We start from the raw sequence: 25,348 nt of genomic DNA, 5'->3' as shown, positions 1-25,348 counted from the left end.
CGGTCCCAGTTCGCCGCCACGATCGCGTCGAACTCGGCGCGCAGCAGGTCCTCATCCGCGCACAGCAGGACGAGGAACTCCTCCTGCGGGTCCATTCGCGTAGCCGACACCATGGTGATCACCCCGTGATCAGCTCGGCGATCACGTCACCGGGTCAGGCTTTGATCTCCTTGCGGGTGTCCTGCCCACTGCCGATCTCGATCTTGCGGGGCTTGGCCTGCTCGGCGATGGGAATCCGCAACGTCAGCACGCCCGCGTCGTAGTCGGCCTTGATCGCCTCGGTGTTCAGGGTGTCGCCGAGGAACAACTGCCGGGAGAACACACCCAGGGGCCGCTCGGATACTTGCATCTCCACCGACTCGGTGGAGATGGTGGGCCGCCGCTCGGCCTTGACGGTGAGCACGTTGCGCTCGATGTCCAACTCGATCGCGTCGGGATCGACGCCGGGCAGATCGAAGGCGACGATGAACTCGTCCCCGGCGCGGTAGGCGTCCATCGGCATCGCCGTGGGACGCGACCAGGTTCCAGCGGTGTTGTTGAAGACCTGCTGGGTCAACCGGTCCAACTGCCGGAACGGGTCGGTGCGCATCAACATGACTTCCTCCCTGTGGTGTTCTGGTGCCAACGCGCAACTCCGGTATAGCATGTCATCGAAACGATGACAATCTACATGTCACTGAAAGGACGACACGCTGAACGACAGTGCAGGCGGATACACCGCCGTCGAGGCACTCGCCCTGGTCCAGGGCGTGCTCACCGACACCCGTGCGAGGTCGGCGACTCCCGCCGACCTCGTCGCCGCGCTCACCGCACTGCGCCGGCTCCGGGAGGAGCTGGCCGACTGGGAACCCGCACTGATCACCGCCGCACGCGCGCAGAACGTGAGCTGGGCCGCCCTGGCCCCGGCGCTCGGGGTCACCAGCCGCCAGGCCGCCGAACGCCGCTACCTGCGCCTGCGGCCCTCCGACACCGGCGAACGGACAGGCGAACAACGTGTCCGCGCCCAACGCGACAAGCGAGCGGGTGACCGGGCGGTCGCCGCCTGGGCCCGCGACAATGCCGCAGTCCTACGACAGCTCGCCGGGCAGGTCAGCGCCCTACCGGACCTTCCCCACCGCGCCCAGCATCATGCGAACCTGGTCGGTCAGGCTCTCGCCGACAACGATCCCATCACCTTGTTGTCCCCGCTGGCCGACACGCACACCCACCTGACGGCAAACCATGCCGACCTGGCCGCCCAGATCCAGGCCATCACCGACCAGGCCACGCAGATCCGCCACACCACCCACGCGACGCGGTCGGGCTCACCACCCACCGCGGAGCGTCGGACCAACAGCCGCCACTGAGCCCCAGCCACTAGCCAGGTGGTGTCGCGCCTCGGCGTCGGCTCTGGCTGGCCTCCTCTCGCAGTAGTCATTGGTCGCCCGGCCACCAGCGCAGGATGCCAGCCAGAGCCGGACAGCACCTGCTCGATCGACCGCCATGGTCACCGTCGCACGGCCGCGCGGCCGGAGCCCGGGTTCGCTGGTGTCCGTGATCGCAGCTCTGGCCAGCCGGTCACTGACGCACCCAACCCGCCGAGAAAATCTATGCTGGCCGAGGTAGACATTCTGCGATGGATGTATGTAGTCTTCTACCCGTAGCGAGAGAGACAATGTCGAGCAGGCACGGGAGATGACGGAACTACCCGTGAGGTGAGACAGGCGGTCGAGGCAAGACCAGTGCAGCAGTGAGGTCATGCTCGACAGCCGGGAAGACCGGGACCAGTGAGTGAACGATCGAGGTAGTACCCGGTCCTGATGATGAAGTAGCAGTACGTGGGTGGAGATGTCGCGCCCACGCAGCAGGTGAAGTGAGTAGGAGAACGGTTGGTTGGGGCCGGAACCCATCAGGAGAAGCGGTTCCGGCCCCGGTAGTGAGCGAGGCGTCATGCGTGCTGGGACCGGTCTCGGTAAGAGGTCCCGACGCGCGACGTTCGTGGTAGTACACGGTAAGTGGACAGCACATGAGAGAAGGGATGGGTCACGTCATTGGATCGGCCGCCCAGGCCCCATCGGGCCGGGCGGGTACCGCAGTCCCATCAGATTGGTAGGTGGTGCTCGGTTACGAACACGCGATCCCCGCGATGTCTGCCCGTCGAGCGCACGCGGGTACCACAACCCGATCTCACGATCGGGAAATGATGAAACCCAAAACCCTGGGGCCCCGGTGCTGCAGCGCCGGGGCCCTGTGACCGTGAGGTGACTTTGATCCCGGACCCACGTGACACGGCCGCCGCAGACGCGGCCGACAAGTTCGATGACGAGCACTACCCCGCCTACACGATGGGGCGGGCTGCGGAGATGCTCGGCACCACTCCGGGATTCCTGCGCAGCCTGGACGAGGCGAAACTGATCGAGCCGCAACGCTCCGCCGGCGGCCACCGCCGTTACTCCCGCTACCAACTGCGCATCGCCGCCCGAGTACGGGAACTCGTCGACCAGGGCACCGGTCTGGACGCCGCGTGCCGCATCGTCAGTCTCGAAGACCAGCTCCACGAAGCGCAACAGCTCAACGCCGACCTCCGCCGCTCCGACTGACCCTCCGCGCGGTCCTCGGATCGCGCGGAACGGAAGCGATTCCCACAGTTCATCGTTTCTCGGCCGCTTACCCGGCTGCCAACATGAGCACCGACGCCGGAACGCTCCCCCTCCTGATCATCTACCCGCGGCCAGCCAGCGGAATCCCGTTCGCGAAGCCACCGTGCAGAGGGTTTCGAGCATTCGCACCGTGCAGTCGCCTCCGAAGATAGACCAGGACGGCGACACGCCCGGAAATACCAACACTACCGGAGCAACGGCATCACCGGCTGTAATGCCGACCGTCACATGCTGAAGGTCATCAACTCGTTAGTTCAGAAAAGATGTGAAGCTGGGTGGCTTGCTCGGGCTGGCCCTGGGGTGGTTGGCCTTGGTCACGGCGACTTTCCTGGGGTGGTTCGTCGCGGCCCTTGTGTGGCTGATCCTCCGGGTGGCGTGGCGAACACCGCGAGGCTCGTTGCTGCCGATGGGGCCATTTCTGGTGTTGGGTGCCTTACTTGCGATCGGAGTGCTGCCAACCTGACCTCGATGGGCGCCCAGCGCGGGCATCGCCTACTGATCGGCGCGACCAGGAGCACGCGCCGCCAAGGTAGGGATCGCGGCGATCTTTTCCGGGCTCAAGTGGTCCCAGATCAACCCGGCGGGGCGACGCGCAGGGCCACAGCGGATGACTTCGTCCGGCGTGACGATCAGGTCGACGCTGAAGTCGTGCTCGGTCTCCGGCAGCGCAGTGTCAACGACCTGTAGAGCGTGCACGGTGGTCACGATGACGGTATCCGGTCCGATCACCCCAGCCTCTTGAAGGAGAGCCACTTCCAGGTCGGAGTAGCCAGCCCCCTTCCCCAAACGGACGCCGTCACGGTTGACCGCCACGCTGCCGCAAATAATCAGGTCGATCGGACGGAGTTCGTCTACGCCGACATTGGGTGCCACGTCGGCGGCGCCCTGGCTGGACGCGGCGACATCGGGCGGAACGGGCAGTGTCGTCGGGTCGAGCAGGTAGAAGGGGTGCTGCTTCGCGAGTTTCGGCACCGCCATGTAGACGACCTTGTTCTCGCGCAGGGCTCGGACTCGGGCGGGGAGCTGGGCTTTGTCCGGGACCGCCTTGATCACGCGGCTGGCTTGCCACACGGGCAACTCGGCTAGCCGGTCGGCGGCGGCTTCGGCGCCGACGAAGTTCGGGATGCGGCCGTGGACGTCGGTGTCGAGTGCGGCGTTGTGCTGTTCGAGAAGGTCCCAGATGCGTTCGCGGATGGCGTTCTTCGCGTCGTCGACGTTTTTGCTTGTCACAGCGCTCCTTCTAGGCGGCGGTCATCAGGGAGAGCAGCCGGTCATAGACCTCGCTGACGAGTTGTTCACTTCGCCAGCGTCGAAGTTCCTTTCCCGCGTCGAACACGATGTTCAGGCCACCGCCGCCTCGTGTCTCCTCGACCACGTCGATGGCCTCGTGGAGCGCGGCGGTGGCGGCGTCGAGTTCGCCTTGACGTAAATGAGCGAGACTCAGATTGCCTAGTACGATGGCGCGGGATTTGTTTTGTCGCCGGATTCCGCGCGCGGTCTTCTCCAGAACCTTCTGGGCGCGGCGGTGATCGCCGAGGAACAGATATTGAGTCGAAAGTGATCGTTTGCCTGTATGTTGCTCACTTGTGATCGAGGTCGAGGACGCGCGTCGTCTGTCGCCCGCTGAGCGGGAGGTGCTGCGGTTGCGGGTAGTGGCCGCGTTGGAGTCCGGCACCGTCACCGGCTATCGGCAGGCGGCCGAGGTGTTCAGGGTGGCCGAGCGGTCGGTGGGCGCGTGGTGGCGGGCGTATCGGGATGGTGGCCGTGAGGCGCTGGCGGTGCGGCGGGTGCGCCGCCCTGGACCGGCCGAGCTGATCACTGCCGCCGAGCGGGGCACGCTATTCATGGCGATGGCCGACTACACGCCCGAGGAGTTGCTGATCGGTGGCCCGTTGTGGACCCGGGCGGCGGTGGTCGAGTTGATCCGGTTGGTCACCGGGGTGGTGATGACCGAGCAGGGCGTGGGGCTGTGGTTGCGTCGTCACGGGTTCACCCCGCAGCGCCCGGCCCGGCGCGCCTACGAGCAGCAACCGGCCGCGGTGCGGGCCTGGCTGGACACCGAGTATCCGGCGATCGCGTCGCGAGCCAAGGCCGAGGGCGCGGTGGTGGCCTGGGTTGACCAGTGCGGGTTGCGCTCGGATGCGGCCCCGCCGGGGCGGTCGTGGGCGCCCAAGGGACACACGCCGGTGGTGCGGGTGACCGGGAAACGGCTGCGGGTCAACGTCATGTCCGCAGTCGCGTCCCGGGGTGCGTTGTGGTTCACCGTGTTCACCGGCCGGTTCACCGCGCCGGTGTTCACCGCGTTCCTGGCCCGGCTGGCCCGGCAGGCCGGGCGGAAGGTGTACGTGATCGCCGACCGGCACCCGGTCCACCGCAGCAGGGTGGTGCGTACCTGGCTGGAAGCCAACACCGACCGGATCGAGTTGCACCTGATGCCCGGCTACAGCCCCGAGTTGAACCCCGACGAGCTGCTCAACGCCGACCTCAAACGCAACATGCCTGCCGGTCGTGCTCGCACTGTGGAGCGGCTCGCCCGGGACACGCGCCGCTTCCTGCACCGCCGCCAGCGCCAGCCACACCTCGTCCGTGGCTACTTCCAGGCACGCCACGTCCGCTACGCGATCATGTAGGCAACCAAACAGTTTCGGCTCAATAGGTCTTGATACTCGCTTCCCGTATCCGCAGCCGTGTGCCGATGTCGGCATTCGACAGCCCTTCACCCAGAAGCCGCAGCACATCCTGCTCACGCGGGTGAGGGTGGCGATCAGCTGCTGGGCCTTCTGCCGTCGCGGCCGGTCGGTCGTGGTGATCATGCCGACGACGCGGCAAGTGACCGCGGGCGACAGGTAGGTATTTCCCTGGTGGACTGCCCGGATTCCCTGCGGCAACTCAAACACGCCGAGCCATCTGGGGTAAACGTGCGAACCTGCTGGTCAGCTTGGGTGTGGCTGTGCTGGGCGGCCCCACGTGGAGCTGACCTGTAGGAACAGGTGAGCGGCTGATGCTCACACCTTGTAGGTGTCTTCGAGCACCAGCCGCTCGCCTGTTGATGTTGCCCATGTTTTGTGTGCCCCCGGGAAGAAGTGCACCTGCGATGTCGATCTTCTTGCATCGCCTCTGACCTGGCGTTTCTCGGAGGTAGGGGGCACCTGAAACTTCCGCTGGAGTCACCAACCTGTGCGAGCTCACGCCCGGCCGCGTCCTCTCATGCCGATGAGCGGGCGCTCAGCCCTGGCGAGTCGGTCGAATAGTGAGGTCTCCGATTTCGACGTCGTCGGGTTGGTCGATCACGAATGCGATCGCCCGAGCCACTGCCGTGGGGTCGATACCGAGGTTGGCCATGTTCTGCCTGACCTGCTCGCGCACGGCCGGGTCGTCGACGGCGTTGTCGACAAGCTCGGTGCGGACGTAGCCCGGGGAGATCGACGTCGTCCGCAGAACCCCGTCGATGCTCTCCTGCCGCAGGCCCTCCAGGAGGGTGCGCACCGCGTTCTTCGTCCCGGCGTACACCGCCTGGGTGGGGACGATCTTCAGGCCGGAGGTCGAGACGACCGTGACGAGGTGACCACTGCCCTGACGGCGGAACACTGGCAGGGCCGCGGCGATCCCATGCAGGATCCCCTTGACGTTCACGTCGACCATTGCCGACCAGCCCTCGACGTCTAGGTCGGCGATGGTGCTGATCCTGCTGATCCCGGCGTTGCCCACCAAGACGTCCAGGCGGCCGAAGCGCTCGATGGCGACGGTGACGAGCGACTGGAGGTCGTCGGGATGGGTGACGTCCACGCGCGTGGCGGCCGCCTCGCCGCCGTCGGCTTCGATCTCGGCGACCAGCCGGTCCAGCCGGTCGGTGCGGCGGGCGCCGAGGACGACGGCGGCACCGAGTGAGGCGAGGTGGCGAGCTGTTGCTTCACCGATTCCGCTGCTGGCGCCGGTGATGGCGACGACCTTGCCGTGGATGGTCATGAAGATCCTCCGGGTAGAATGGACACATGTCCGGTTACCTCGACGACCTTAGCGGACACGTGTCCGATTCTGTCAAGGGCGGCGGAACGCGGCGTGCGGACGCACAGCGCAACCGCGAACGAATCCTTCAAGCGGCACGCGATCTCGTGCGCGAGCCGGGAGAGCTGAAGCTCAACGCGGTCGCGAAGGCCTGCGGCATCGGGCAGGGCACGCTGTACCGGCACTTCCCGACCCGTGAGGACCTCCTCGCCGAGGTGTACCGCCATGAGGTGGACGAACTGGTTGCCGCAGCTCCGCGGCTGCTGGCCACTCACCAGCCGCTGGACGCGCTGGCGGAGTGGTTCGACCGGGTCGCCGCCTACGCCCGGGTCAAGCGCGACGTGTTCGCCGCCGTCGAGGCGGCGACCTGGCGCGACCTCGCTGCCCACAGCCTCGGCCCGATCGGTGAGGCGGTGGAACTGCTGCTGGCGGCCGGCCGCTCGGCCGGCGGCGTCCGCGCCGACGCCGAAGCCCGCGACGTCATCGTGCTCATCAGCTGGTTGTCGCGGCTGGACGACGCCGAACTCGACGCCCGAGGGCCGCGGCTGCTGTCGATCCTCGTCGATGGTCTCCGCGCACACCACCCCTGAGGCGAATGCGCCGTGGGCAAAACGCTCATGACGCCGTCCGCGCGGCGCACGGTCATGCCGCGAAGCGGGTGTTCGTCGTTCCGGAGATCGGCGGTCGATGGGGGCACTTGCTGTTCGGTGGGTGTCACGATGGCGCGGCGAGCGGTGGCGGCGTGGGTGGCTTCCTGAAGGCTGGCACAGCCCGTCCGGCCCAGACATAACGACGAACGTGCGCGAATTAGATAGCTTCGCCGGCTACAGCCACGAACGGCTGATGATTACTGTCGCCGCGAAACCTATGGTCAGCGGCGCGCAGTTCTGTGGAGTGCCCCCGGGACGGTTCGGGTCCATCGATGCTGACCCCGACCGTGAAGTCGTGCCACCTGAACAGCTCGCACCACTGGTCGGTGATCAGCGTCGCGCCCGTCTGCACACGTGCTGGATCCGGCCTTGCGCGCGAAGCGGTTCGAACGGCGCTAGGAGTTCGACCAACCGTGATCGGCCGATGGCCAGGGATTCGCTGCCGTGCCACACGATCCCGACCGGTGCCCGCGCTGACCACCGGGGCGGGATGGCCGCCGCGATGGTCTCCGCCGTGGCGGGCACCATCCGCTGGCTGAGGTCCCGTTGCGGTAGGTAGCAGTAGGTGCAGTCGAGCGGGCACAGGATGGTGGGTTGAAGGATGATCGCCGTCGGCGTGGTGGAAACCCGCGGGTGCGCAGTGATCGGTGAACCCGGTCCAGCCACGCGGTGTCCAGGCCGGCATCCTGTCGACGGGCGCGTTCGCCCCGCGGCCTTACCACGAGGTCACACAGCCTGTGGGTCACGCTGGCAACGAGCTGGCCCCGCTCGCTGTCCTCCACGAGACACAAGCTGCTCGCGGCCTTCCTCCACCGCCACATCGCGGTTCTACCCTGGTGACCGCCAGCCTGGTCTACCCATCCTGGCCGCGGCGTGGAGTCGGTCCCGCGTCGTGGGCCAGCAATGCGATTTGCACGCGGTTCGTGCAGCCCAGCTTCGCCAACATACGGCTCACGTAGGTCTTGATGCTGGCTTCCCGCATCCTCAACCTGGTGCCGATGTCGGCATTGGACAGGCCTTCGCCGACCAGCCACAGTACGTCGCGCTCGCGGGGGGTGAGGGTGGCGATCAGCTGCTGGGCCCTCTGCCGCCGGGACTGGTCGGGGCTGGTGATCATGGCGACGACGCGGCGGGTGACCGCTGGTGACAGGTAGGTGTCGCCGCGATGGACCACGCGGATGCCGTGCAGCAATTCCTCCGCGGCCGAGCGTTTGAGCAGGAAACCGGTGGCGCCGGCCTGCAGGGCGGCGGTGATGTTGGAGTCCTCGTCGAAGGTGGTCAGCACGATCACCCGGGTCTTCGGCGCGGCCCGACGCAGTCGCGGTATCGCGGTGAGCCCGTCCATGCCTGGCATCCGTAGATCCAGCAGCACCACGTCCGGCTGCTCCACCAGCGTCCTGTCGATCGCCTCCAGGCCGGTGCTGGCCTGGCCGATGACGATGATGTCGTCGGCCGCGGAGAGCAGGGTCGTGATCCCGGCCCGCAGCACGGGTTCGTCATCGGTGATTAGGGTGCGGATCACGCGGGGCCTCGTATCGCTGGTGCTGAAAGACTGGGGTGGGCTTGGTGTCGTGGTGATGGTCGCGCGCCGGGCCGTTGCTCACTGGTCCGGCTCACGGTCGACGATTGCCACGGTGTCATAGGGCAGGATCGCGGCCACTCGGAACCCTCCCTCGGGTGTGCTTCCCGCGTGCAGGACGCCGCCGGCCAGCCGGACGCGTTCGTTGAGACCCACCAGGCCCAATCTCGTACCCGGTGAGGCCGGTGCCGCGAGCGGGGTGGCCGTGTCGTTGCGGACCTCGACCAGCAGTGCGTCCGGTTCGTAGTGGACCGACACGGTGATCGGTGCACCCCGGGCGTGCTTGTGCGCGTTGGTCAGTCCTTCTTGGACAACCCGGTACACCGCGTGGCTCACCGCGGCCGGCAACTTCCGCGACGGTCCCCGTTGCTGGAAGTCCACCCACACGCCGCTGGCCCGTGACCCCTCGACCAGTCGGTCCACCTCCTGCGCGGTGTGGGCGTGTTGGCCCGCGCTTCCGGCACCGTCGAAGGCCAGAGCACCGACCATCGTCGCCAGGTCCTCCATCGCACCGATCGCGGCGCCGTGCAGCGTGCGGACCGTCTGCCGTGCCATGTCCGGCGCGGCCAACTGCACTTCCAGCGCGCCGGTCAGCACCGAGATCAGGCTCAGCCGGTGGCCCAACCCGTCGTGCATGTCCTGGGCGATCCGGTTGCGTTCGCGCAGCCGGGCCTGGGCGGCCAGCAGTGACCGCTCGCGGGAGGACTGCCGCTCGTACCGGGTGTGGGCACTGGCCAGCAGGTGGCGCTGGGCTACGTGCCGGCCGGCGAGGAACGGCAGGAGCACCGTCGAGGCGAACACGGCCACCGCCAGGGCCGCCACCGCGATGCTGCTGACCTCGGTGGGCAGGCGCATGGCCCAGACCAGCGCGGTGATCACGAGAACACAGCCCGCCCACGCCGGCCGAGCGATCCGGTAGCCCGCCGAGTACGCGAGCACCACGGTCACCACACCACCCAGGTGTGGCGGTTGCAGCACAACACCCGCGGCCAGCGGCAGCGCCGGAGCCGACAACCACGGCCGCAACCCCAGCACGGCCAGCAGCACCGCCACCGAGATGACCATCTCGCCGCCGGTGCGGGGAACACCGTCGTGCGGGCCGGTCACGCCCACCACGCTGATGAGCACCTCGAGGACGGCGACCCCCAGGACGACGGTGACCTGCCGCAGCACCTCGTGCGCGGTCACCGCCCGCAGGTCGGCCAGTACCGTCGGAGCGAACTCGGCATATGCGCGTCTCGCTTCGACCACCAGTGCGCGAAGGAATGCCTGTGTCGTGCGCACCTGCGAAGCCTAGAAGCGAGCCCCCCGGTACGTCGCTCATCCAACGTCGCTGTTCGGGGGCGACGAAAGTAAACACCGATTGCCCCATTTCCTCACCGTACCTGACGTTTCGTGGTGTTGACCGGCTGTCGTCCGTGACGGCATGTGCCGCTTCAGTCGTCGGTGGCACACTCGGGTTAGGGAATCGCCGTCGGTCACACTGCCCCGCGCTACCCGAGGACGAGGTTTCGCGGTTACTCTGTGCCGCGTTTTTCCAACGAGGTAGGTCCTCCTCCTCGTGGGTGAGAGGATTTTTTGTCATGACCCCACAAACCCGACCGTCCGAGGTTGAGATTGCGGCTGTCGAACGGTGGTTGCTGCGCAACGGTCTGCCGCTGGTCATCAAGGGCAACGGGGGGTTCCCGCTGTTCGTGCGGATGCTGCCCGTGCTGCTGGCCGTGCTGTCCTTCAAGTTCTTCGACGCGCTCGGCGACCTGCTCCTGCCGGATGGGGACACCGACTTCACGGTCAACCAGATGCTGCTCATAGTGGCCTCGTTCCTGGGCTTGTTGGTCAGCGTGACGGTGGTGCCGCTGGCCGGAGTCCGGCTGCGCGACCGGGTCCGGTGGCTGCGCACCGGGACGGCCTCGCCCGTGGTCGCGGGGGTGTTCGTCGTGGGCTACCTCGCCGCGGGCGGGCTCGCCGAGCACAGTCCCCAGGTCCTCGCGCTGAGCGCTGTCCAGGTGGCGGTGATCCTGGTGCTCGGCTACGTCCTGGTGGCCACAGGTGTCGCCGCGATCATGGTCTGGTCGGCGCGGCGTGCCTGGCAACAGTTGGCCACCGTGGTGCACCTGAGCACCCGGGCGATCCCGATGCTGCTGCTGTTGGTGACCTTCCTGTTCGTCAGCCCGGCGAACTGGATGATGGCCGCCTCGCTGCCACGCTCCCAGGTGTGGTCGGTGATCCTGGTGTTCTTCGTGGTGATGCTGCTGTTCCTGTCGGTGCGGCTGCCCGACGAACTGCGGGCGCTCACCGTGGACCTGGGCCAGCAGACCGCCACCGAGGCCTGCGCGGGCACCCCGCTGGAGGGGTTTCCCGCCCGGATCCGGTACTGGACGAAGCATCCGCTGCGCCGCCGTGAGCGCGCCAACGTCGTCCTGATCCTGTTGATCGGACAGGTGGTCCAGGTGGTGCTGCTCGGTGTGCTGCTGTGGGTGTTCTTCATGGTGTTCGGGCACATCGCGGTCCGCCCGGAGGTGATGGAGAAGTGGGTGGGACACCCACCCACCTCGGGCACCGTGTTCGGGGTACCGGTGCCGGTGTCCAACGAACTGATCCAGGTCTCCATCGTCATCGCCGGGTTCGCCTCGCTGTACTTCGCCATCTACGAGGTCACCGATGCCAAGTACCGCGCGGAGTTCTTCGACGTACTGATCGTCGAGTTGGACCGGACGCTGCTGGTGCGCGAGTGCTACCTGACGCTGTTGGAGACCGACGTGGACAACGCGACCACCATTCTGCCCCCACCCGAGGACCCACTCGTGCGACCGGACTGGCGCCAGCATGGTCAGCTGGAGTAGGAGTCCTTGCTCACCAGGGCGTTGTCGGCGAAGCAGAACCGGACGACGGTGAAGTCGGGTCCGTTGAGCGGCTGTTGGTCGGCCAGGTAGTAGCGGCACACCGCGTGCGGCGGCACGGGCGGCTGACCGGACCGGATGTCCAGCAGCGCCGGTTCAGACGGCTCGGGCAGCACGGCCAGCACCTCCGGTTCGGACTGCCCGACCCAGACCGCGTCGTAGACCGACCGTGACACGGTCGCCCCGTAGCCGGTGCCGACCATCCAGAAGAACAGACTCACCACACCCACCGCGCACACCCCCGCGGCGATCAGCGCACCGGTGCCAGCATGGGCCCGCGCCGTGCCCCGCGGGGCCGGGTCAGCTCCCAGTTCGGCCTCGGGATCGGGCCCGGCCGGGTCGTCCTCGGTGGACACCGGCGAGTCCGTTGCCTGGTAGGGCAACGTCGCGGCGACCCGGAACCCGCCGTCGGGGGCGGCACCGGAGTGCAGAACACCACCGGCCAACCTGACGCGTTCGGCCAGGCCGACCAACCCCAACCGGGTACCCGGCGCCGCCCGATCGGCGGTGTTCACCGACGGGCCGTTGCGGACCTCGACCAGCAACCCGTCGGGCTCGTGGACGACCGACACGGTGATCTCGGCGCCCGCGGCGTGCTTGTGCGCGTTGGTCAGTCCTTCCTGGACCACGCGGTAGGCCGCGTGGCTGACCGCTGCGGGCAGGTCCACCACGGGCCCGGCGCTGCGCAGCTCCACCGGCACCCCGGTCGCCCGCACCCCGGCGACCAGGGCGGGTATCGCCTCCACGGTGTGGGGACCGCGTTCGTCGGCGGAAGCTGCGTCGGGGGCCAGGGTCCCGATGATCTCGCGGAGTTCGGCCGCCGCGTCGTGGGCGGTGGTGTGCAGTGCCTGTACCGTGTCGCGGACCTCGGCGGGCAGGCCGGTGTTGAGTTCCATGGTCGCCGACAGCACAGAGATCAGGCTCAACCGGTGGCCCAACCCGTCGTGCATGTCCTGAGCGATCCGATTGCGCTCACGCAGCCGAGCCTGCACGGTCAACAACGCCCGCTCCCGGCGCACCTGACGCTCCTGCCAGGCCAGCGCCCGCGCCAACTGCGCGCGCTGCGCGGCATAGCGGCCGATCAAGAACGGCAACAGCAGACCCATGCACACAAACACCACCTGTTGTGCTCCGGCAACCGGAGAACGCAGCACCGCGTGCAGATCGCCCGACAGCGCCATGCTGACCGCCACCGCGACGATCAGCGCCGCCGCCGACCGCTGCCAGCCCGCGATGCGGTACCCGGCCCAGAACACCAGGACCAGCACGGCGGCCGTGCTCAGGTCCCACGGATAAGCCAGCGGCAGCCCGACGACCAGCGTCACCGACGGCAACAGCCACCGCAGCAGCAACAACGCCACCAACACGGCCGCAAGCCCGGCAAGCTGCCCGCCCGTCAGGCCGGTGAGCACACCCGCACTGGCCACGTCCACACCAACGACCAAGGCGATGAGCCCGATCTCGGACACCACGCGCCAGCGCGGCACCCGGCGCAGGTCGTCGACAGCCTCCCGCGCACGATCGACAGGCCACCGTGCCACCCCGCTGAGCAGTTCCCGCACGCGGCCACCCTAGCCACCGTGCCGCTCGACCAGGACCGACCGCCACCGTGCGGCCGCCACGGGCTGGCGTGATGTGCGTGACCGGCACTGAACTCACCCACGACGGTTCGGCGATTTCCCCAGACCAGACCATCCATTCTTTAGTAACCCGAACACGTCAACTTTCGTCAACACCCACGTTGACGAAAGATGACGTTGACGCTCGAATCTTGACCGCGAACAACAGTGCGCCGCCACAGAATTCGCCTCCGGCTACACAACCGGAGAGAACGCAACTCGACGGAGTGAAGTGCCTCGGGCGCTGCGCCCCTGTTTCTGCTACGGTCGCCGCGGTTCGAATTATCGACCTGACTCCAATGCGCCGCTCGTTTCGGCAGGGAAAAGACGACTGCCGTGACAACGAACACAGCCGTGGTCAACCAGTGAAGGAGACGGTAGGTGTTTCGCAGGAAACTTCTCGTGGGGGTCGTCGTGACCGCGGCGGCAGCCTCGGTGACGGTGGGCACCGCCGCGGCGGCGCAGGGCGGCTCCGGACCGGACTGGTCGCCGTGCACCGACCTCCAACCGCTGGAGTGCACCACGATCGCGGTGCCCATGGACTACAGCCGCCCGGACGGCCCGCAGCTCACCCTGGCGCTCAGCCGGCTGAAGGCCAAGGAGCCTGAGCACCGCAGGGGCGTGCTGTTCACCAACCCCGGCGGGCCCGGCGGTGAAGGTCGCGAACTGCCGACCGGCTACGCCGACGACCCGATCGCCAAGGTGTACGACCTGATCGGCATCGACGTGCGTGGCCTCGGCGGTTCCACCCAGCTCAACTGCGAGGTGCCCGGCGTCGCGGCCCCAGAGACCACCCGGCCCAGCGATCAGCAGTTCCGGCAGATCGCCGAGGCCGAGCGGCAGTGGGAGGCCGGCTGCCAGCGCGGCGGCGGGGAACTGCGCCAGTACGTCACCACCGCGAACACCGCGCGGGACATGGACCGCGTCCGGCAGGCGCTGGGCGAGGAGAAGATCAACTATCTGGGCGTGTCCTACGGCACCTGGCTGGGCGCGGTCTACGGGCAGCTGTTCCCCGAGCACCTGGACCGCAGCGTGCTGGACTCCTCGCTGGACCCCACCACCACCTGGCACGACCAGGCCTATGACGTGGTGGACACGATCAAGGCCAACTTCGGGAAGTGGGCGGCCTGGGCGGCCGACCGGGACGGCACCTTCCGGCTCGGCAACACCCCGCGCAAGGTGCGGGCCAGTGTGGACAAGATCGCCGCCGCGCTGGCGACCAAGCCGGTCGGCGGGCTGGCCAACCAGTCCGAGCTGGACCTGACCGTCGGCCAGTTCACCAGGTACCGGCAGAGCTGGGCCCCGCTGGCCAAGCAGCTACAGAAGACCCTGGCCGAGCTGCCGCTGCCCACCGGGGACCCGAAGCTGGCCGAGAGCAACCGGCGGGCCGCCGCCGCGGCCGGGCAGCTGGCGGCGAAGGCGAAGACCGAGAACGGCGTGTACCGCAGCGTGGTCTGCGAGTGGGCCTGGCCGACCAACCTGGACGGCTACTACCGGGACATGCGCCGGGTGCGGGACGACTTCCCCTACGGCAACACGGTTTCCCAGATGGCGCCGAACAACTGCGCCTTCCACCGGCACCAGGGCGAGCCGCTGCCCAGGATCGGCCGGGCGCAGTACGGCAAGGGCCTGGTGCTGGCCTCCGACGGGGACACCCAGACCCCGTTGGCCAACGGCGAGGCCATGGCCCGAACCCTGGGCAGCACGCTGATCGCGGTGCACGACGAGGGACAGCACGGGCAGTACAGCGCCGGCCCCTCGGACCCGAACATCCCGGTCAAGCCGAACACCTGCGTCAACGAGAAGGTCAACGCCTACCTGATCGACGGCAGGCTGCCCGCCGGCAACCGGGTGGACTGCGCCACCGCCAACCCCCCGGCTGCCGTGCCCACCGACCCGGCACCAGGTGTGCTGGACAGCATCGAGGACCTCGGCCACCTCGCCGAGCAACTCCTGCACACCATCCTGCCCCACTCCGCCCGGTGACCGCAGGGCCGCCGAGGGGCGGGCACCAGCTCGCACCCCTCGGCGGCCCGCGCCCTCCGCTCACCACCGCCCCGGTCGGTCGCGTGACCACCTGAGACATCCATCCCAGGGCTGCCGCACCCGCGGACCAAGTCAGCCCCCACAACCACGAACACCGGAGGACCACCCATGGACGACGTGACCCTGGACGACGCGGCCGTACTTCCCGTACTGATCCTCACGCTGGTGGTCGCGGTGTTCTCCACCGTCGCACTGTGGCGGGTGTTCACCAAGGCGGGCCGGCCCGGCTGGGCCGCGATCATCCCGATCTACAACCTCTACGTCCTGCTGAAGATCGCGGGCCGACCGGGCTGGTGGCTTCTGCTGTTCCTCATCCCGATCGTGGACATCGTGGTGAGCATCGTGGTGTGCCTGGACCTGGCTCGCGTCTTCGGCAAGAGCGGTCTTTTCGGCTTCGTCGGTCTGTTCGTGTTCAACATCATCGGCCTGGCCGTCCTGGCCTTCGGCAACGCACGCTACGTCGTCTCGCGCCACGACGGCCCCCAACCGCAGCTGGCGTCCTGAACACCCAAGTCCCGGTCATCGTCACACGACTTCCCACTCCTACCAACACCCGAGCGTGCCTGTGTCCATGAAGGACTATGAGAACCGTGAGCCATCGACCGGGCATTTGGCTGCCACGGCGCACCCCGCCGAGGACCGGTCGACGCCGCGCGACCGGGACCAGCCGGTCCGTCCGGCGCGGTGGTTGATCACCGCGCTGGCCGGACTGCTTATCCTCATCACCAGCTACCTGTTCGCCGTGCGCACCACCACGGGCCAAGCACTGGACAACGCCGCACTGAGTGGTGCCGCCCAGGAGGAAGCGGTCCTGATACGCGAGGCCACCGGGGACCTCGACCAGATCACCGTGTACTCCCTGGCCGTCGCGGTGCTGCTGGTCGGCCTGATCGGACTGCTCCGCCGACGCCCGGATCTGGCCCTCGCGGCGGTCGGGGTGATCGTCGCCGGACAGATCATCACCCAGTCGCTCAAGCGGTTCGTGCTGCCCCGACCCGATCTGGTGCCGATGGTCGGACACTTCGCGGCCAACAGCTTCCCCAGCGGGCACACCACCATCGCCATGACGGTGCTGTTCGCCCTGCTGATCGTCACCTCGTACAAGTGGCGGGGCCTGGCGATGGTGCTCACGCTGACCTGGGCGGTGGCCATCGGCGCCGACACGCTGACCGCCAGGTGGCACCGGCTCAGCGACACCATCGGCGCCGACGCGGTCGCGCTGATGTGCGCCTGCGCCGCGTCCTGGTGGCTGGCCCGGCGCGGGGCGATCATCCGGCAGACCGGCCGACGCCGCGTCCTGCGCGTGGTGTTCGTGTCCTTCGTGGCGCTGCTGGGAGTGCTGGCCGCTGTCCTGGGCGGGGGCGTCGGCGTCTACGCCCTCCGGAACTGGGGCGACCCGCAGCGCTTCGACACCGGGCAACTCGACATGGTCTACGACGGCGCGGTCCTCGTCGCCTCCGCCTGTTCGATCATCACCGCGCTGCTGTTCTGGGCCAGCTGGCGGCGTTTGGACATCGCACCCAGAACCAGGGGCTCCAGGGCGACCGTCGGTGTACCGGAGGTCGTCTGACATCTCACCGCGTGCTGTTCGAGGATCAGCCGGGCCGCCCCAACGGCCGGGCGGGGACGCGGCCGCAAGGCTGCCAGCAGTCATGAACTCCTGCAGTGCCCACCGGGTCACCGCTGGGCTGACGGCAGCGGGCGGTGGATCCGACCTCGTTGTGTCCCACAGCGAAGTACTCAGGTCCGTTGTCCATCACGAATTTTTTCTTTTGGCGCACAAGTCGATGAGGGAGTCGCGAGGTGATCGGTAGGAAAGGATTCGCACTGGCCTCGGCCTGCGTCATCACGGCCGTGGTCGTCACCGGTTCGGCGGAAGGTGCCTCGACGGTGGCGTGGTCGTCGTGCACGGACACCGACCTGGCCGGCCTGGACTGCGCCAGGGTCGGCGTGCCGATGGACTACCAGCAGCCGGACGGCCCTCAGGTCGACATCGCGATCAGCCGGCTGAGGGCCACCGATCCCGGCCGCCGCAGGGGAGTGCTGTTCACCAATCCCGGCGGCCCCGGCGGGGCCGGGCTGTCGATGCCGGCGGACTACCGGGAACAGCCCATCACGGCGGTGTACGACATCATTGGGCTCGACCCGCGTGGCGTCGGCCGGTCCACCCAGCTGACCTGCCAGGCCAACGAGGGCGGTCCCGACCTGACCAGCCGGCCCACGGAGGCCGAACTGCCCCGGTTCACCGAGGTCGCCCGGCGGGATGAGGCCGCCTGCCTCGCCACGGGCGGGCAGTTGCGCCGACAGGTCACCACGATGAACACCGCGCGGGACATGGACCGGGTCCGGGCCGCCCTCGGCGAATCCAAGATCAACTATCTGGGTATGTCCTACGGGACCTTCCTCGGCGCCGTCTACGGCCAGCTGTTCCCCAACCACCTGGACCGCAGTGTGCTGGACTCCGCGATGGACCCGAACGAGCCGGTGCGCCAGCAACTCGCCGACGCGCTCGGGGTGATCAAGACCAACTTCGACGCGTGGGCGGCCTGGACCGCGGACCGCAACGGCACCTTCCACCTCGGCACCACGCCACGCGCCGTGCGCGCCTCGATCGAGAAGATCGCCGCGGCCACCGCCGTGAAGCCGGCCGCCGGGTTCGACAACCAGACCGACTTCGACACCGCCGTCGGCACGTCCACCCGCTACCGACCGCTGTGGGCGGCGTTCGCCACGAACATGTACAAGGCGCTGACCGAACTGAAGGTCGCGGCGAAGGACTCCGCGCTGGCGGCGGACAACAAGCGTGCCGTGGCCGCCATGAAGCAGCTTTCCGCTCCGGTCAACGGGGTCTACAACGCGGTGACCTGTGAAACGCCGTGGCCCACCGACATGGACACCTACTACCGCGCCATGCGCACCGCCCGCGACAGCATGCCCTACGGCAACGCCGTGTCCTACGTGGCGCCGAACAACTGCGCCTTCAGCAAGGTCGGCTTCGAGGCACCCACCCCGATCGGTACCGCTCGGTACCCGCGCGGGCTGGTACTCCAGGCCACCGGTGACGTGAACACGCCGTACATCAACGGTGTGCACATGGCCGCGACCCTGGGCAGCGTGCTGATCACCGTGCCCGACGAGGGTTTTCACGGCGAGTACAACGCCTCCGGCGACGCCAGCATGCCGGCCAAGCCGAACAAGTGCGTGGACGACAAGGTGAACGCCTACCTCGTCGACGGGGTTCTGCCGACCGGCCGGGTCGACTGCGCCAGCGTCAACCCGCCGGAAGCGGCCGCACCCGACAACAAGCCGGCCGGCCCCGTGGTGCTGCTGTCCAGCCTGGGCGCGCTCGCGGAGAAACTGCTCACCGCCGTACTTCACCGCTGATCACACACCATTCACCCGCCGGAGGCATATCGATTGTCAACTCCGCTGCGTGTCGAGATCGTTGAGACCAACGAGCACAGCACCGACCCTGTCGATGCCCCTGAGTACGGGTGACAGATGGAGTCTCGGTGTTCGGTATGGCGCTGTCGAACGTCGTGTGGGGCTCGAAAACTCGTCGCTGCAGCTCGACCTCTGTAAGGTGGGGGAGTCGGGACGCTGGGTTCGAAGCGAAATCCGGAGGCGGCGACCCTTTTACTTCACGACAGATCTTGTCCCCCAGTAGCGCCTGATCGTGCCGCTGAACTGCGGAAACAGAGAATCCGCTGCATGTGACAGTTCTGGTGACGTCACTTGACGGCCGAGTAGCCACGGTCACTCCGCGGTGCGTTGTCAGCGCCGCCAGCCTGCGCGAACCAGCAGGAGTAGATGACGCATCCCGGACTTCGAGGCCTCCGAACCCGTCGCGGTCACTCGGCACGCCGCTCTGCGCCGTGCGGCTCGAAGCGGCGCGGATCCCATCTACCGGGGCGGCGATCACGTACTCGAGCCCTACCCGGGTCCGTCAGCGGTAGAGCGCGTCAAAGGCTGCCCTGGTGGCCACCGCGCTCACACCGGCTACCAGTCCCGCGATGATTCCGACCTTCAGCAGACCTCGGTCCAGCGCCCCGCGGTCGGTTGCCAGCGCGGGCGCCGCCGCTGGGCCGGCGAGGCCGGCCGGCTGGGTCGAGAAGGTGAAGGCACCAGCGACGGGCCTGGGCATCCGATGCACGACCTGGGCCGCCTCGATCAGCCGGGCCGCGACGGGCTGCCCGTCGCAGGCCAGCACCTCCAGCCGCCCCCGACCGTGTTCGGCCAGCTCGCTGAACCGCCGGTCGGCAGAGGCCACCAGGAACACCAAGCCCGGCCCGCCGTTCCGGACTCTGCCGTGGTGCAGCCTGCGGGCATGGTGCAGAAGCACATGGTCCGCCGCATCCGGATGCGGTGAGGTGCGCAGCGGGCCGATCTGGTATTCGGCCAGCAGCGAGGCGATCGGGTCTGGCTCCCCGTCAGGGACGGCGTAGCCAGCCACCGTGTGATGCACCTCGGCTCCAGCGGTGGCCCGTAACACCTCCAGGGACGCGCGCAACGCCCGTTCCCGAACTTTGATCGAGCCCAGCAGGTTCTCTAGATCGATCAGCAGGACCCTGGTCGCCTGCTCGTTGGCTGCGCTATCGGCCGTGTGCTCAGCCTCGGTGGCCAGTGGGCACATCGCCAGCCGAGATCACCCGGTCGTGGCCCGCTGGCTGCGCCCCCGGCCGGCCGGCACCCGCTGCTGTCGTGGACTGAAATCCGCTGCGGCGAGGAGGCTGGACGCCTTGACGTAACTGGGATACCGCCAATAGCCGACGAGCCGTGCGGCCGATTGCACGATGCAGCGTCCAAATCGTGAAGCTGCGGTGAATGGGAGTGACGTACCGGAGTGATCCGATTACTACTTGTTCCGAGTGGGCAATTGGCTACGAAGGGCGACGGGCAAGAGCGAGGCTCGTGTTGTGACCACCTCGGCCACGAGCGGTCTCGGTGGCCTGCGAAGCTGACCTGCGAGAACGATCGAAAAGCTGATGCTCGCCTACACCTTGAAGGTGTCTTCGAGTACCAGCAGGGTGCTTGTTGATGTTGCCCATGTTTTGTGTGCCCCCGGCAGGACTCGAACCTGCGCGCCTTCGGCTGCAGGGAGGTGAGGGGGAGACTTCGTCGGGGTCCGAGTGATCAAGTGGAGTTGATCACTTGTGGTCGGGTTCGCGTACTTTGGCGGGCCCGGTGGTGCGGTGAGGGTGCCGATTTGGCGTGAACGGGTCCAGATGGGCTGGTACAGCGTCTACGGGGCGTGTAGGGGCGTCGGTCTGCGGCAAGGGCTGTCAACGGTGGCGAACGGGTGTCGTCTGCGGTCGGTTGGTGGTGGTTGGGGTCGGTGAATGTCGGTTGGTAGATCCACCTGATCGTGTGGCTGGAACCGCGACCCCATAACAGTGTCACAGTCAAAAATTTGGGTCCACGCTCCTGTTTCGCTCCTGTTTGGCCGGTTTGATCTTGGTTGAGGCCACAGTGGACGGTCGCGGCAAGATCGTCATGCGCGTACGAAAAAGGCCCGTCGACCTGGATGTTTCCCAGTGTCGACGGGCCTTGTTCTGACCGTCGGGACGACAGGATTTGAACCTGCGACCCCTTGACCCCCAGTAGCGCCCGATCATGCTGCTGACCTGAGGAAACAGAGAATCTGCTGCGTGGTGTGGGTCTGTTGCCGTTAGTTGACGTCGGCTCAAGGCCGTTCTGGTATGCATGTCGCTCCTGTTCTGCTCCTGCTCTTGCTGCGTGTGCGCTCGTGCACCTGGCGCGCCTCGCGCTTGGAGCCTGATCAATGAGCACGAGGATGCAGCCTGAAGCTGCTGGTCAGCGTTGGTGGCCGACTTGTGGCACCCCACACGCTCGCAGCGGTGCATCGAGGCGTTCGCCAGCGCAGCGGACAGCTGTTGCCCGAGTGCCCTGAGCAGGAAGAACTCGTCCGGTGACGGACCGCGTGAGGCTTTCACCACCAGGCGGCCGATGCCGGCGCCCAGCCCGGTCAGCGGATAGGCCCAGCGCCACATGCCGTCCGCCAGGACGATCTCGCCGCCGGCCTCGCCCAGGTCGCGGACGTGCCGGTCCAGCTCGGGATCCGGTACCGGACCGCGTGGCACCGGCTCCAGTCGGCCGTCCGCGACGACGTAGACGGCCACCACCTCACCGGCGTTCAGCGACGGCACGGTGGTGACAGCGAGCCGGACGATGTCGTCGGCCTCCCGGCCGTCGAACATCATCATGGAGATCGCGAGCAGTCCGTACAGGTTCGCCAGCTGCTGTCGCCACCAGCCGCCCGGTCCGCCTTGGCCCTGCACCGAAACGGTGGTCCTCCATGCGTTCCCCTCGCCAAGCACCCTACTCGCGGCAACCCGACCCGGCAGGTTGATTGCGAACCGGAAATTCGACCTCGCAGGCGCATGTGGTCAAGCCCGTTCCGGTGCCAGAGTCGTCACTGCCACCGGTGCCGCGCCCGGAGCAGGAAGCAAGAGAAGGCAACGGAAACGCGGACGTGAGCCTTACTGCCGGCGGCGGACGTGCTGCGGACAAGGAAGGAGCGAAACTGTGACATTGATGCGTTTTGATCCGTTCCGCGACCTGGATCGGCTGACCGAGCAGGCCTTCGGCCGCGGTTCGCGGGCCATGCCGATGGAGGCGTTCCGGCGTGGCGACGAGTTCGTGGTCGCGCTGGACGTGCCCGGAGTCGACCCGGCCGATGTGGACGTGACCGTGGAGCACAACGTGGTGAGCGTGCGCGCTCGTCGCCGCCCGCTGCACGCGGACGACGATGAACTGGTGATCGACGAGCGGCCGCAGGGCGAGTTCAGCCGGCAACTGTTCCTGGGCGACAACCTCGACAGCGCCAAGCTGTCCGCGAACGTGGACCGAGGTGTCCTCACAATCACCGTGCCGGTCGCCGAATCGAGCAAGCCGCGCCGGGTGGAGATCGGCCGCGACACCGCCGAACGCCGCACCATCGAGACCGGCTCCCGCGAGCCGGCACACGCCTAGGAGGAGTGAAGATGGCCGCGCAGCAGGACGCGCCTGCGCCCACCGCACCCCCGCACGGGAGCGAACACCGCAGGACAGTCGGCGAGTACCCCGCCTACGATGACGCCGAGCGGGCGGTGGAGTACTTGACCGATCACGAATTCCCGGTCGAGCGGGTCGCCATCGTCGGCACCGACGTGCGGCTGGTCGAACAGATCGTGGGCCGGGTGAACTACGCGGGCGCCGCCTTGCGCGGGGCCGGTTCGGGCGCGTTCACCGGCGTGCTGATCGGCTGGTTGTTCGGACTGTTCAACTGGGTCGCACCGATCGTCGCGTCGCTGACACTGGCCGCGTACGGGCTGGTCATCGGCGCGGTGCTGGGCGCGATCTTCGGTCTCGTCGCGCACGCGCTGCAGCGCGGCCGCCGGGACTTCGCCTCCATCCGCGCGATGGCCCCGAGTCGCTACCAGGTGGTCGCCGACGTCGAGGTGGCCGACCGGGCGCGCGCCCTCCTGGCCCGGATGGACGGGGGCAAGTGATGGCCAGGGCTGTCGGCATCGATCTGGGCACTACCAACTCGGTGATCGCCGCGTGGGAGGGCGGCGAGCCCGCCGTGATCCCCAACGCGGAGGGCTCCCGCACTACCCCGTCGGTGGTCGCCTACACCGAGTCCGGCGAGCGGCTGGTCGGTCAACTGGCCCGCCGCCAGGCGATCCTCAACCCCAAGGGCACCATCTACTCGGCGAAACGATTCATCGGCCGCAGGTTCGACGAGGTCGCCGAGGAGGCACGGGCGGTCGGCTTCGACGTGGTCGAGGGCGACGGCGGCGTGGTCCGGTTCAAGGTCCGCGGCAAGCTGCACGCGCCCGAGGAGATCAGCGCACAGGTGCTGCGCAAGCTCGCCGACGACGCCGGCAAGGCGCTCGGCGAGAAGGTCACCGAGGCCGTGATCACGGTGCCGGCGTACTTCAACGACGCGCAGCGGCAGGCCACCAAGGACGCCGGCCGGATCGCCGGCCTCGAGGTGCTGCGGATCATCAACGAGCCGACCGCCGCAGCGCTGGCCTACGGACTGGACAACAAGGGCCACGAGACCGTGCTGGTGTTCGACCTGGGCGGCGGCACCTTCGACGTGAGCCTGCTCGACGTCGGCGACGGCGTCGTCGAGGTGCGCTCCACGGCGGGCGACACCCACCTCGGCGGCGACGACTTCGACCGCCGGATCGTGGACCACCTCGCCGAGCAGTTCCAGCGCGACAACGGCATCGACCTGCGTTCCGACCCGCAGGCGCTGCAACGGCTGTTCGAGGCCGCCGAGAAGGCCAAGGTCGAGCTCAGCTCGGTCAGCCAGACCACCGTGAACCTACCGTTCATCACCGCCGACCGGGACGGCCCCAAGCACCTGACCACCACGCTGATGCGGTCCGTGTTCGAGGAGATCACCCGCGACCTGGTCGAGCGCTGCCTCGACCCGGTCAAGCGGGCGATGGCCGACGCCAAGGTCACCGCCAACGACATCGACGAGGTGATCCTGGTCGGCGGCTCCACCCGGATCCCAGCCGTGCAGGCCCTGGTCCGTCGGCTCACCGGCGGCAAGGACCCGAACATGAGCGTGAACCCGGACGAGGTCGTCGCGCTCGGCGCAGCGGTGCAGGCCGGCGTGCTCAAGGGCGACGTGAAGGACGTGCTGCTGCTCGACGTCACGCCGCTGTCGCTGGGAGTGGAGACCCGTGGCGGGGTAATGACCAAGATCATCGAGCGGAACACCACAATCCCGGCCCGCCGCACCGAGGTGTTCTCCACCGCCGAGGACAACCAGCCCGCAGTGGACGTGGTGGTGCTGCAGGGCGAGCGGGAACGCGCGGCGGACAACCGGGTTCTCGGCCGGTTCCAGCTGACCGACATCCGACCGGCACCGCGTGGCGAGCCGCAGATCGAGGTCACCTTCGACATCGACGCCAACGGCATTCTCGACGTCACCGCGAAGGACAAGGACACCGGCGCCCAGCAGAGCATCACCATCAGCGAGAGCTCCAACCTCAACCAGGCCGAGATCGAGCGCATGGTGAGCGAGGCCGACCGCAATCGGGCCGACGACGAACGGCTGCGCACCGAGGTCGACGCCCGCAACGCCCTCGACACCGTCGCGTACCAGGTGGAGCGGGCCCTCACCGACAGCACACCCGAACATGAGCGGGCCCGTGCGCAACTGCTGGTGGAACAGGCCCGTGACGCTGTCAAGTCGGAGGCGCCGCTGGACCAGATTCGGTCGCTGAACTCGGAGTTGCAGCAGGTGCACGCGTCGCTGAGCGTGCCCCGTCGCGACGACGGCCGGAGTACCTCGTCGGACAGCGACGACGACGTGGTCGACGCCGAGTTCGACCGGACGTGAGGGACAGGCATGAACAATCCGGAGCACGCTGCGGCGGACCACGCTGCCACTGCGGCCGATGTCGGGGCCGGCGCCGACGCGCGCCCCGAGGCGCCGGCCCCGACCCCGCAGGCTCGGATCGAGGATCTCGAGGACCGATGGCGACGGGCGATGGCGGAGCTGGACAATCTTCGCAAGCGCCACGTGGTCGAGCTGGGACGGGCGAAGGCCGCCGAACGGGCGAGGGTCGCCGCGGCGTGGCTGCCGGTGCTGGACAACCTGGAGTTGGCGCTCGCGCACGCGGACGCCGACCCGGGCAGCATCCTCCAAGGTGTGCGTTCGATCCGGGACCAGGCCGTCCAGATGCTCGCCACGCTGGGATTTCCCCGCGACGACGAGACCGGGGTGCCGTTCGACCCGAGCCGGCACGAGGTGGTCGCCGTGGTCGACGACGAGGAGACGGAACCGAACACGGTGGTCCGCGTGGTGCGGCCGGGCTACGGCGAGAGCGGCCACGAACTGCGGCCGGCGGCCGTCACAGTGGCCGGGTCCCGGGAGTGATGGTCC

Annotated in this window: 23 protein-coding genes; 13 read left to right on the top strand and 10 right to left on the bottom strand. The window is 68.1% G+C overall.

Annotated elements, in window-relative coordinates; genetic code table 11:
- Positions 1-154 precede the first annotated feature (154 nt).
- Positions 155-595 carry an Hsp20/alpha crystallin family protein gene (locus KALB_RS26410; protein ID WP_025358701.1) on the bottom strand — a complete coding sequence of 147 codons (441 nt, stop codon included), beginning with the start codon at positions 593-595 and terminating at the stop codon, positions 155-157.
- A gap of 154 nt (positions 596-749) precedes the next feature.
- Here KALB_RS26410 and KALB_RS26405 point away from each other — a divergent pair, with 154 nt between their 5' ends.
- The gene (locus KALB_RS26405; protein WP_025358700.1) at positions 750-1,346 is read left to right on the top strand and encodes a hypothetical protein; all 597 of its coding nucleotides are present in this window, start codon (positions 750-752) and stop codon (positions 1,344-1,346) included.
- Positions 1,347-2,246: 900 nt separating this feature from the next.
- Positions 2,247-2,579, top strand: coding sequence for a MerR family transcriptional regulator (locus KALB_RS26400; protein ID WP_025358699.1), 333 nt, complete (start codon positions 2,247-2,249; stop codon positions 2,577-2,579).
- A gap of 552 nt (positions 2,580-3,131) precedes the next feature.
- Here KALB_RS26400 and KALB_RS26390 read toward each other — a convergent pair.
- Together KALB_RS26390 and KALB_RS46890 are read right to left on the bottom strand one after the other, a co-directional pair.
- Positions 3,132-3,869: a 5-formyltetrahydrofolate cyclo-ligase gene (locus KALB_RS26390; RefSeq protein ID WP_025358697.1), complete on the bottom strand. Its 738-nt coding sequence runs from the start codon at positions 3,867-3,869 to the stop codon at positions 3,132-3,134.
- A gap of 10 nt (positions 3,870-3,879) precedes the next feature.
- Positions 3,880-4,320 carry a tetratricopeptide repeat protein gene (locus tag KALB_RS46890; protein ID WP_236650021.1) on the bottom strand — a complete coding sequence of 147 codons (441 nt, stop codon included), beginning with the start codon at positions 4,318-4,320 and terminating at the stop codon, positions 3,880-3,882.
- Here KALB_RS46890 and KALB_RS26380 point away from each other — a divergent pair.
- Positions 4,292-5,269, top strand: a complete 978-nt coding sequence (locus KALB_RS26380; protein ID WP_051913253.1) for an IS630 family transposase — start codon at positions 4,292-4,294, stop codon at positions 5,267-5,269. The genes KALB_RS46890 and KALB_RS26380 overlap by 29 nt on opposite strands.
- Positions 5,270-5,288: 19 nt before the next feature.
- On the opposite strand, the gene KALB_RS50265 is transcribed toward KALB_RS26380, so the two are convergent.
- A complete protein-coding gene (locus KALB_RS50265) occupies positions 5,289-5,468 on the bottom strand; it encodes a LuxR C-terminal-related transcriptional regulator (RefSeq protein WP_081789515.1) in 180 nt (59 codons plus the stop codon).
- 396 nt (positions 5,469-5,864) lie between these two features.
- The gene (locus KALB_RS26375; protein ID WP_025358695.1) at positions 5,865-6,605 is read right to left on the bottom strand and encodes an SDR family oxidoreductase; all 741 of its coding nucleotides are present in this window, start codon (positions 6,603-6,605) and stop codon (positions 5,865-5,867) included.
- A 26-nt stretch (positions 6,606-6,631) separates the two neighbouring features.
- Here KALB_RS26375 and KALB_RS26370 point away from each other — a divergent pair, with 26 nt between their 5' ends.
- Positions 6,632-7,234 (top strand): TetR/AcrR family transcriptional regulator, encoded by a 603-nt coding sequence (locus KALB_RS26370; RefSeq protein ID WP_081789514.1) that lies wholly within the window; start codon positions 6,632-6,634, stop codon positions 7,232-7,234.
- Positions 7,235-8,147: 913 nt separating this feature from the next.
- On the opposite strand, the gene KALB_RS26355 is transcribed toward KALB_RS26370, so the two are convergent.
- Together KALB_RS26355 and KALB_RS26350 are read right to left on the bottom strand one after the other, a co-directional pair.
- Positions 8,148-8,816: a response regulator gene (locus KALB_RS26355; RefSeq protein WP_025358691.1), complete on the bottom strand. Its 669-nt coding sequence runs from the start codon at positions 8,814-8,816 to the stop codon at positions 8,148-8,150.
- A 78-nt stretch (positions 8,817-8,894) separates the two neighbouring features.
- The gene (locus tag KALB_RS26350; protein WP_148309655.1) at positions 8,895-10,157 is read right to left on the bottom strand and encodes a sensor histidine kinase; all 1,263 of its coding nucleotides are present in this window, start codon (positions 10,155-10,157) and stop codon (positions 8,895-8,897) included.
- A 299-nt stretch (positions 10,158-10,456) separates the two neighbouring features.
- Here KALB_RS26350 and KALB_RS26345 point away from each other — a divergent pair, with 299 nt between their 5' ends.
- Positions 10,457-11,716, top strand: coding sequence for a hypothetical protein (locus KALB_RS26345; protein WP_148309654.1), 1,260 nt, complete (start codon positions 10,457-10,459; stop codon positions 11,714-11,716).
- On the opposite strand, the gene KALB_RS26340 is transcribed toward KALB_RS26345, so the two are convergent.
- Positions 11,704-13,335 carry a sensor histidine kinase gene (locus KALB_RS26340; protein ID WP_025358688.1) on the bottom strand — a complete coding sequence of 544 codons (1,632 nt, stop codon included), beginning with the start codon at positions 13,333-13,335 and terminating at the stop codon, positions 11,704-11,706. The two genes, KALB_RS26345 and KALB_RS26340, sit on opposite strands and share 13 nt — an antisense overlap.
- Positions 13,336-13,794: 459 nt before the next feature.
- Between KALB_RS26340 and KALB_RS26335 the strand changes: the two genes are divergently transcribed.
- From KALB_RS26335 to KALB_RS26320, 4 genes are all read left to right on the top strand, one after another.
- Positions 13,795-15,378 (top strand): alpha/beta fold hydrolase, encoded by a 1,584-nt coding sequence (locus KALB_RS26335; RefSeq protein WP_025358687.1) that lies wholly within the window; start codon positions 13,795-13,797, stop codon positions 15,376-15,378.
- A gap of 168 nt (positions 15,379-15,546) precedes the next feature.
- The gene (locus tag KALB_RS26330; RefSeq protein WP_051912866.1) at positions 15,547-15,942 is read left to right on the top strand and encodes a DUF5684 domain-containing protein; all 396 of its coding nucleotides are present in this window, start codon (positions 15,547-15,549) and stop codon (positions 15,940-15,942) included.
- A gap of 67 nt (positions 15,943-16,009) precedes the next feature.
- On the top strand, positions 16,010-17,008 hold the full coding sequence (locus KALB_RS26325) for a phosphatase PAP2 family protein (RefSeq protein WP_081789513.1): 999 nt from the start codon (positions 16,010-16,012) through the stop codon (positions 17,006-17,008).
- 233 nt (positions 17,009-17,241) lie between these two features.
- Complete coding sequence (locus KALB_RS26320; RefSeq protein ID WP_025358684.1) at positions 17,242-18,822, top strand: alpha/beta fold hydrolase; 1,581 nt, start codon at positions 17,242-17,244, stop codon at positions 18,820-18,822.
- 562 nt (positions 18,823-19,384) lie between these two features.
- On the opposite strand, the gene KALB_RS26315 is transcribed toward KALB_RS26320, so the two are convergent.
- Together KALB_RS26315 and KALB_RS26310 are read right to left on the bottom strand one after the other, a co-directional pair.
- Positions 19,385-20,071 (bottom strand): hypothetical protein, encoded by a 687-nt coding sequence (locus KALB_RS26315; protein WP_025358683.1) that lies wholly within the window; start codon positions 20,069-20,071, stop codon positions 19,385-19,387.
- Between the two features lie 769 nt (positions 20,072-20,840).
- Positions 20,841-21,737 carry a hypothetical protein gene (locus KALB_RS26310; RefSeq protein WP_025358682.1) on the bottom strand — a complete coding sequence of 299 codons (897 nt, stop codon included), beginning with the start codon at positions 21,735-21,737 and terminating at the stop codon, positions 20,841-20,843.
- A 247-nt stretch (positions 21,738-21,984) separates the two neighbouring features.
- On the opposite strand from KALB_RS26310, the gene KALB_RS26305 reads away from it, so the two are divergent.
- From KALB_RS26305 to KALB_RS26290, 4 genes are read left to right on the top strand one after another with little or no spacing between them, the layout of a single operon-like run.
- Positions 21,985-22,431 carry an Hsp20/alpha crystallin family protein gene (locus KALB_RS26305; RefSeq protein ID WP_025358681.1) on the top strand — a complete coding sequence of 149 codons (447 nt, stop codon included), beginning with the start codon at positions 21,985-21,987 and terminating at the stop codon, positions 22,429-22,431.
- 11 nt (positions 22,432-22,442) lie between these two features.
- Positions 22,443-22,949 carry a general stress protein gene (locus KALB_RS26300; RefSeq protein ID WP_025358680.1) on the top strand — a complete coding sequence of 169 codons (507 nt, stop codon included), beginning with the start codon at positions 22,443-22,445 and terminating at the stop codon, positions 22,947-22,949.
- The gene (dnaK, locus tag KALB_RS26295; RefSeq protein ID WP_025358679.1) at positions 22,949-24,802 is read left to right on the top strand and encodes a molecular chaperone DnaK; all 1,854 of its coding nucleotides are present in this window, start codon (positions 22,949-22,951) and stop codon (positions 24,800-24,802) included. Before KALB_RS26300 ends, dnaK begins: the two co-directional genes overlap by 1 nt.
- A 9-nt stretch (positions 24,803-24,811) precedes the next feature.
- Positions 24,812-25,342: a nucleotide exchange factor GrpE gene (locus KALB_RS26290; protein ID WP_025358678.1), complete on the top strand. Its 531-nt coding sequence runs from the start codon at positions 24,812-24,814 to the stop codon at positions 25,340-25,342.
- Positions 25,343-25,348 lie beyond the last annotated feature (6 nt).

It is taken from the genome of Kutzneria viridogrisea DSM 43870 (genome assembly GCF_000525635.1).
Lineage (GTDB): Bacteria > Actinomycetota > Actinomycetes > Mycobacteriales > Pseudonocardiaceae > Kutzneria > Kutzneria viridogrisea.
The sequence above is the reverse complement of the archived record's forward strand: the minus strand, read 5'-3'. Positions and strand labels throughout refer to the sequence as shown.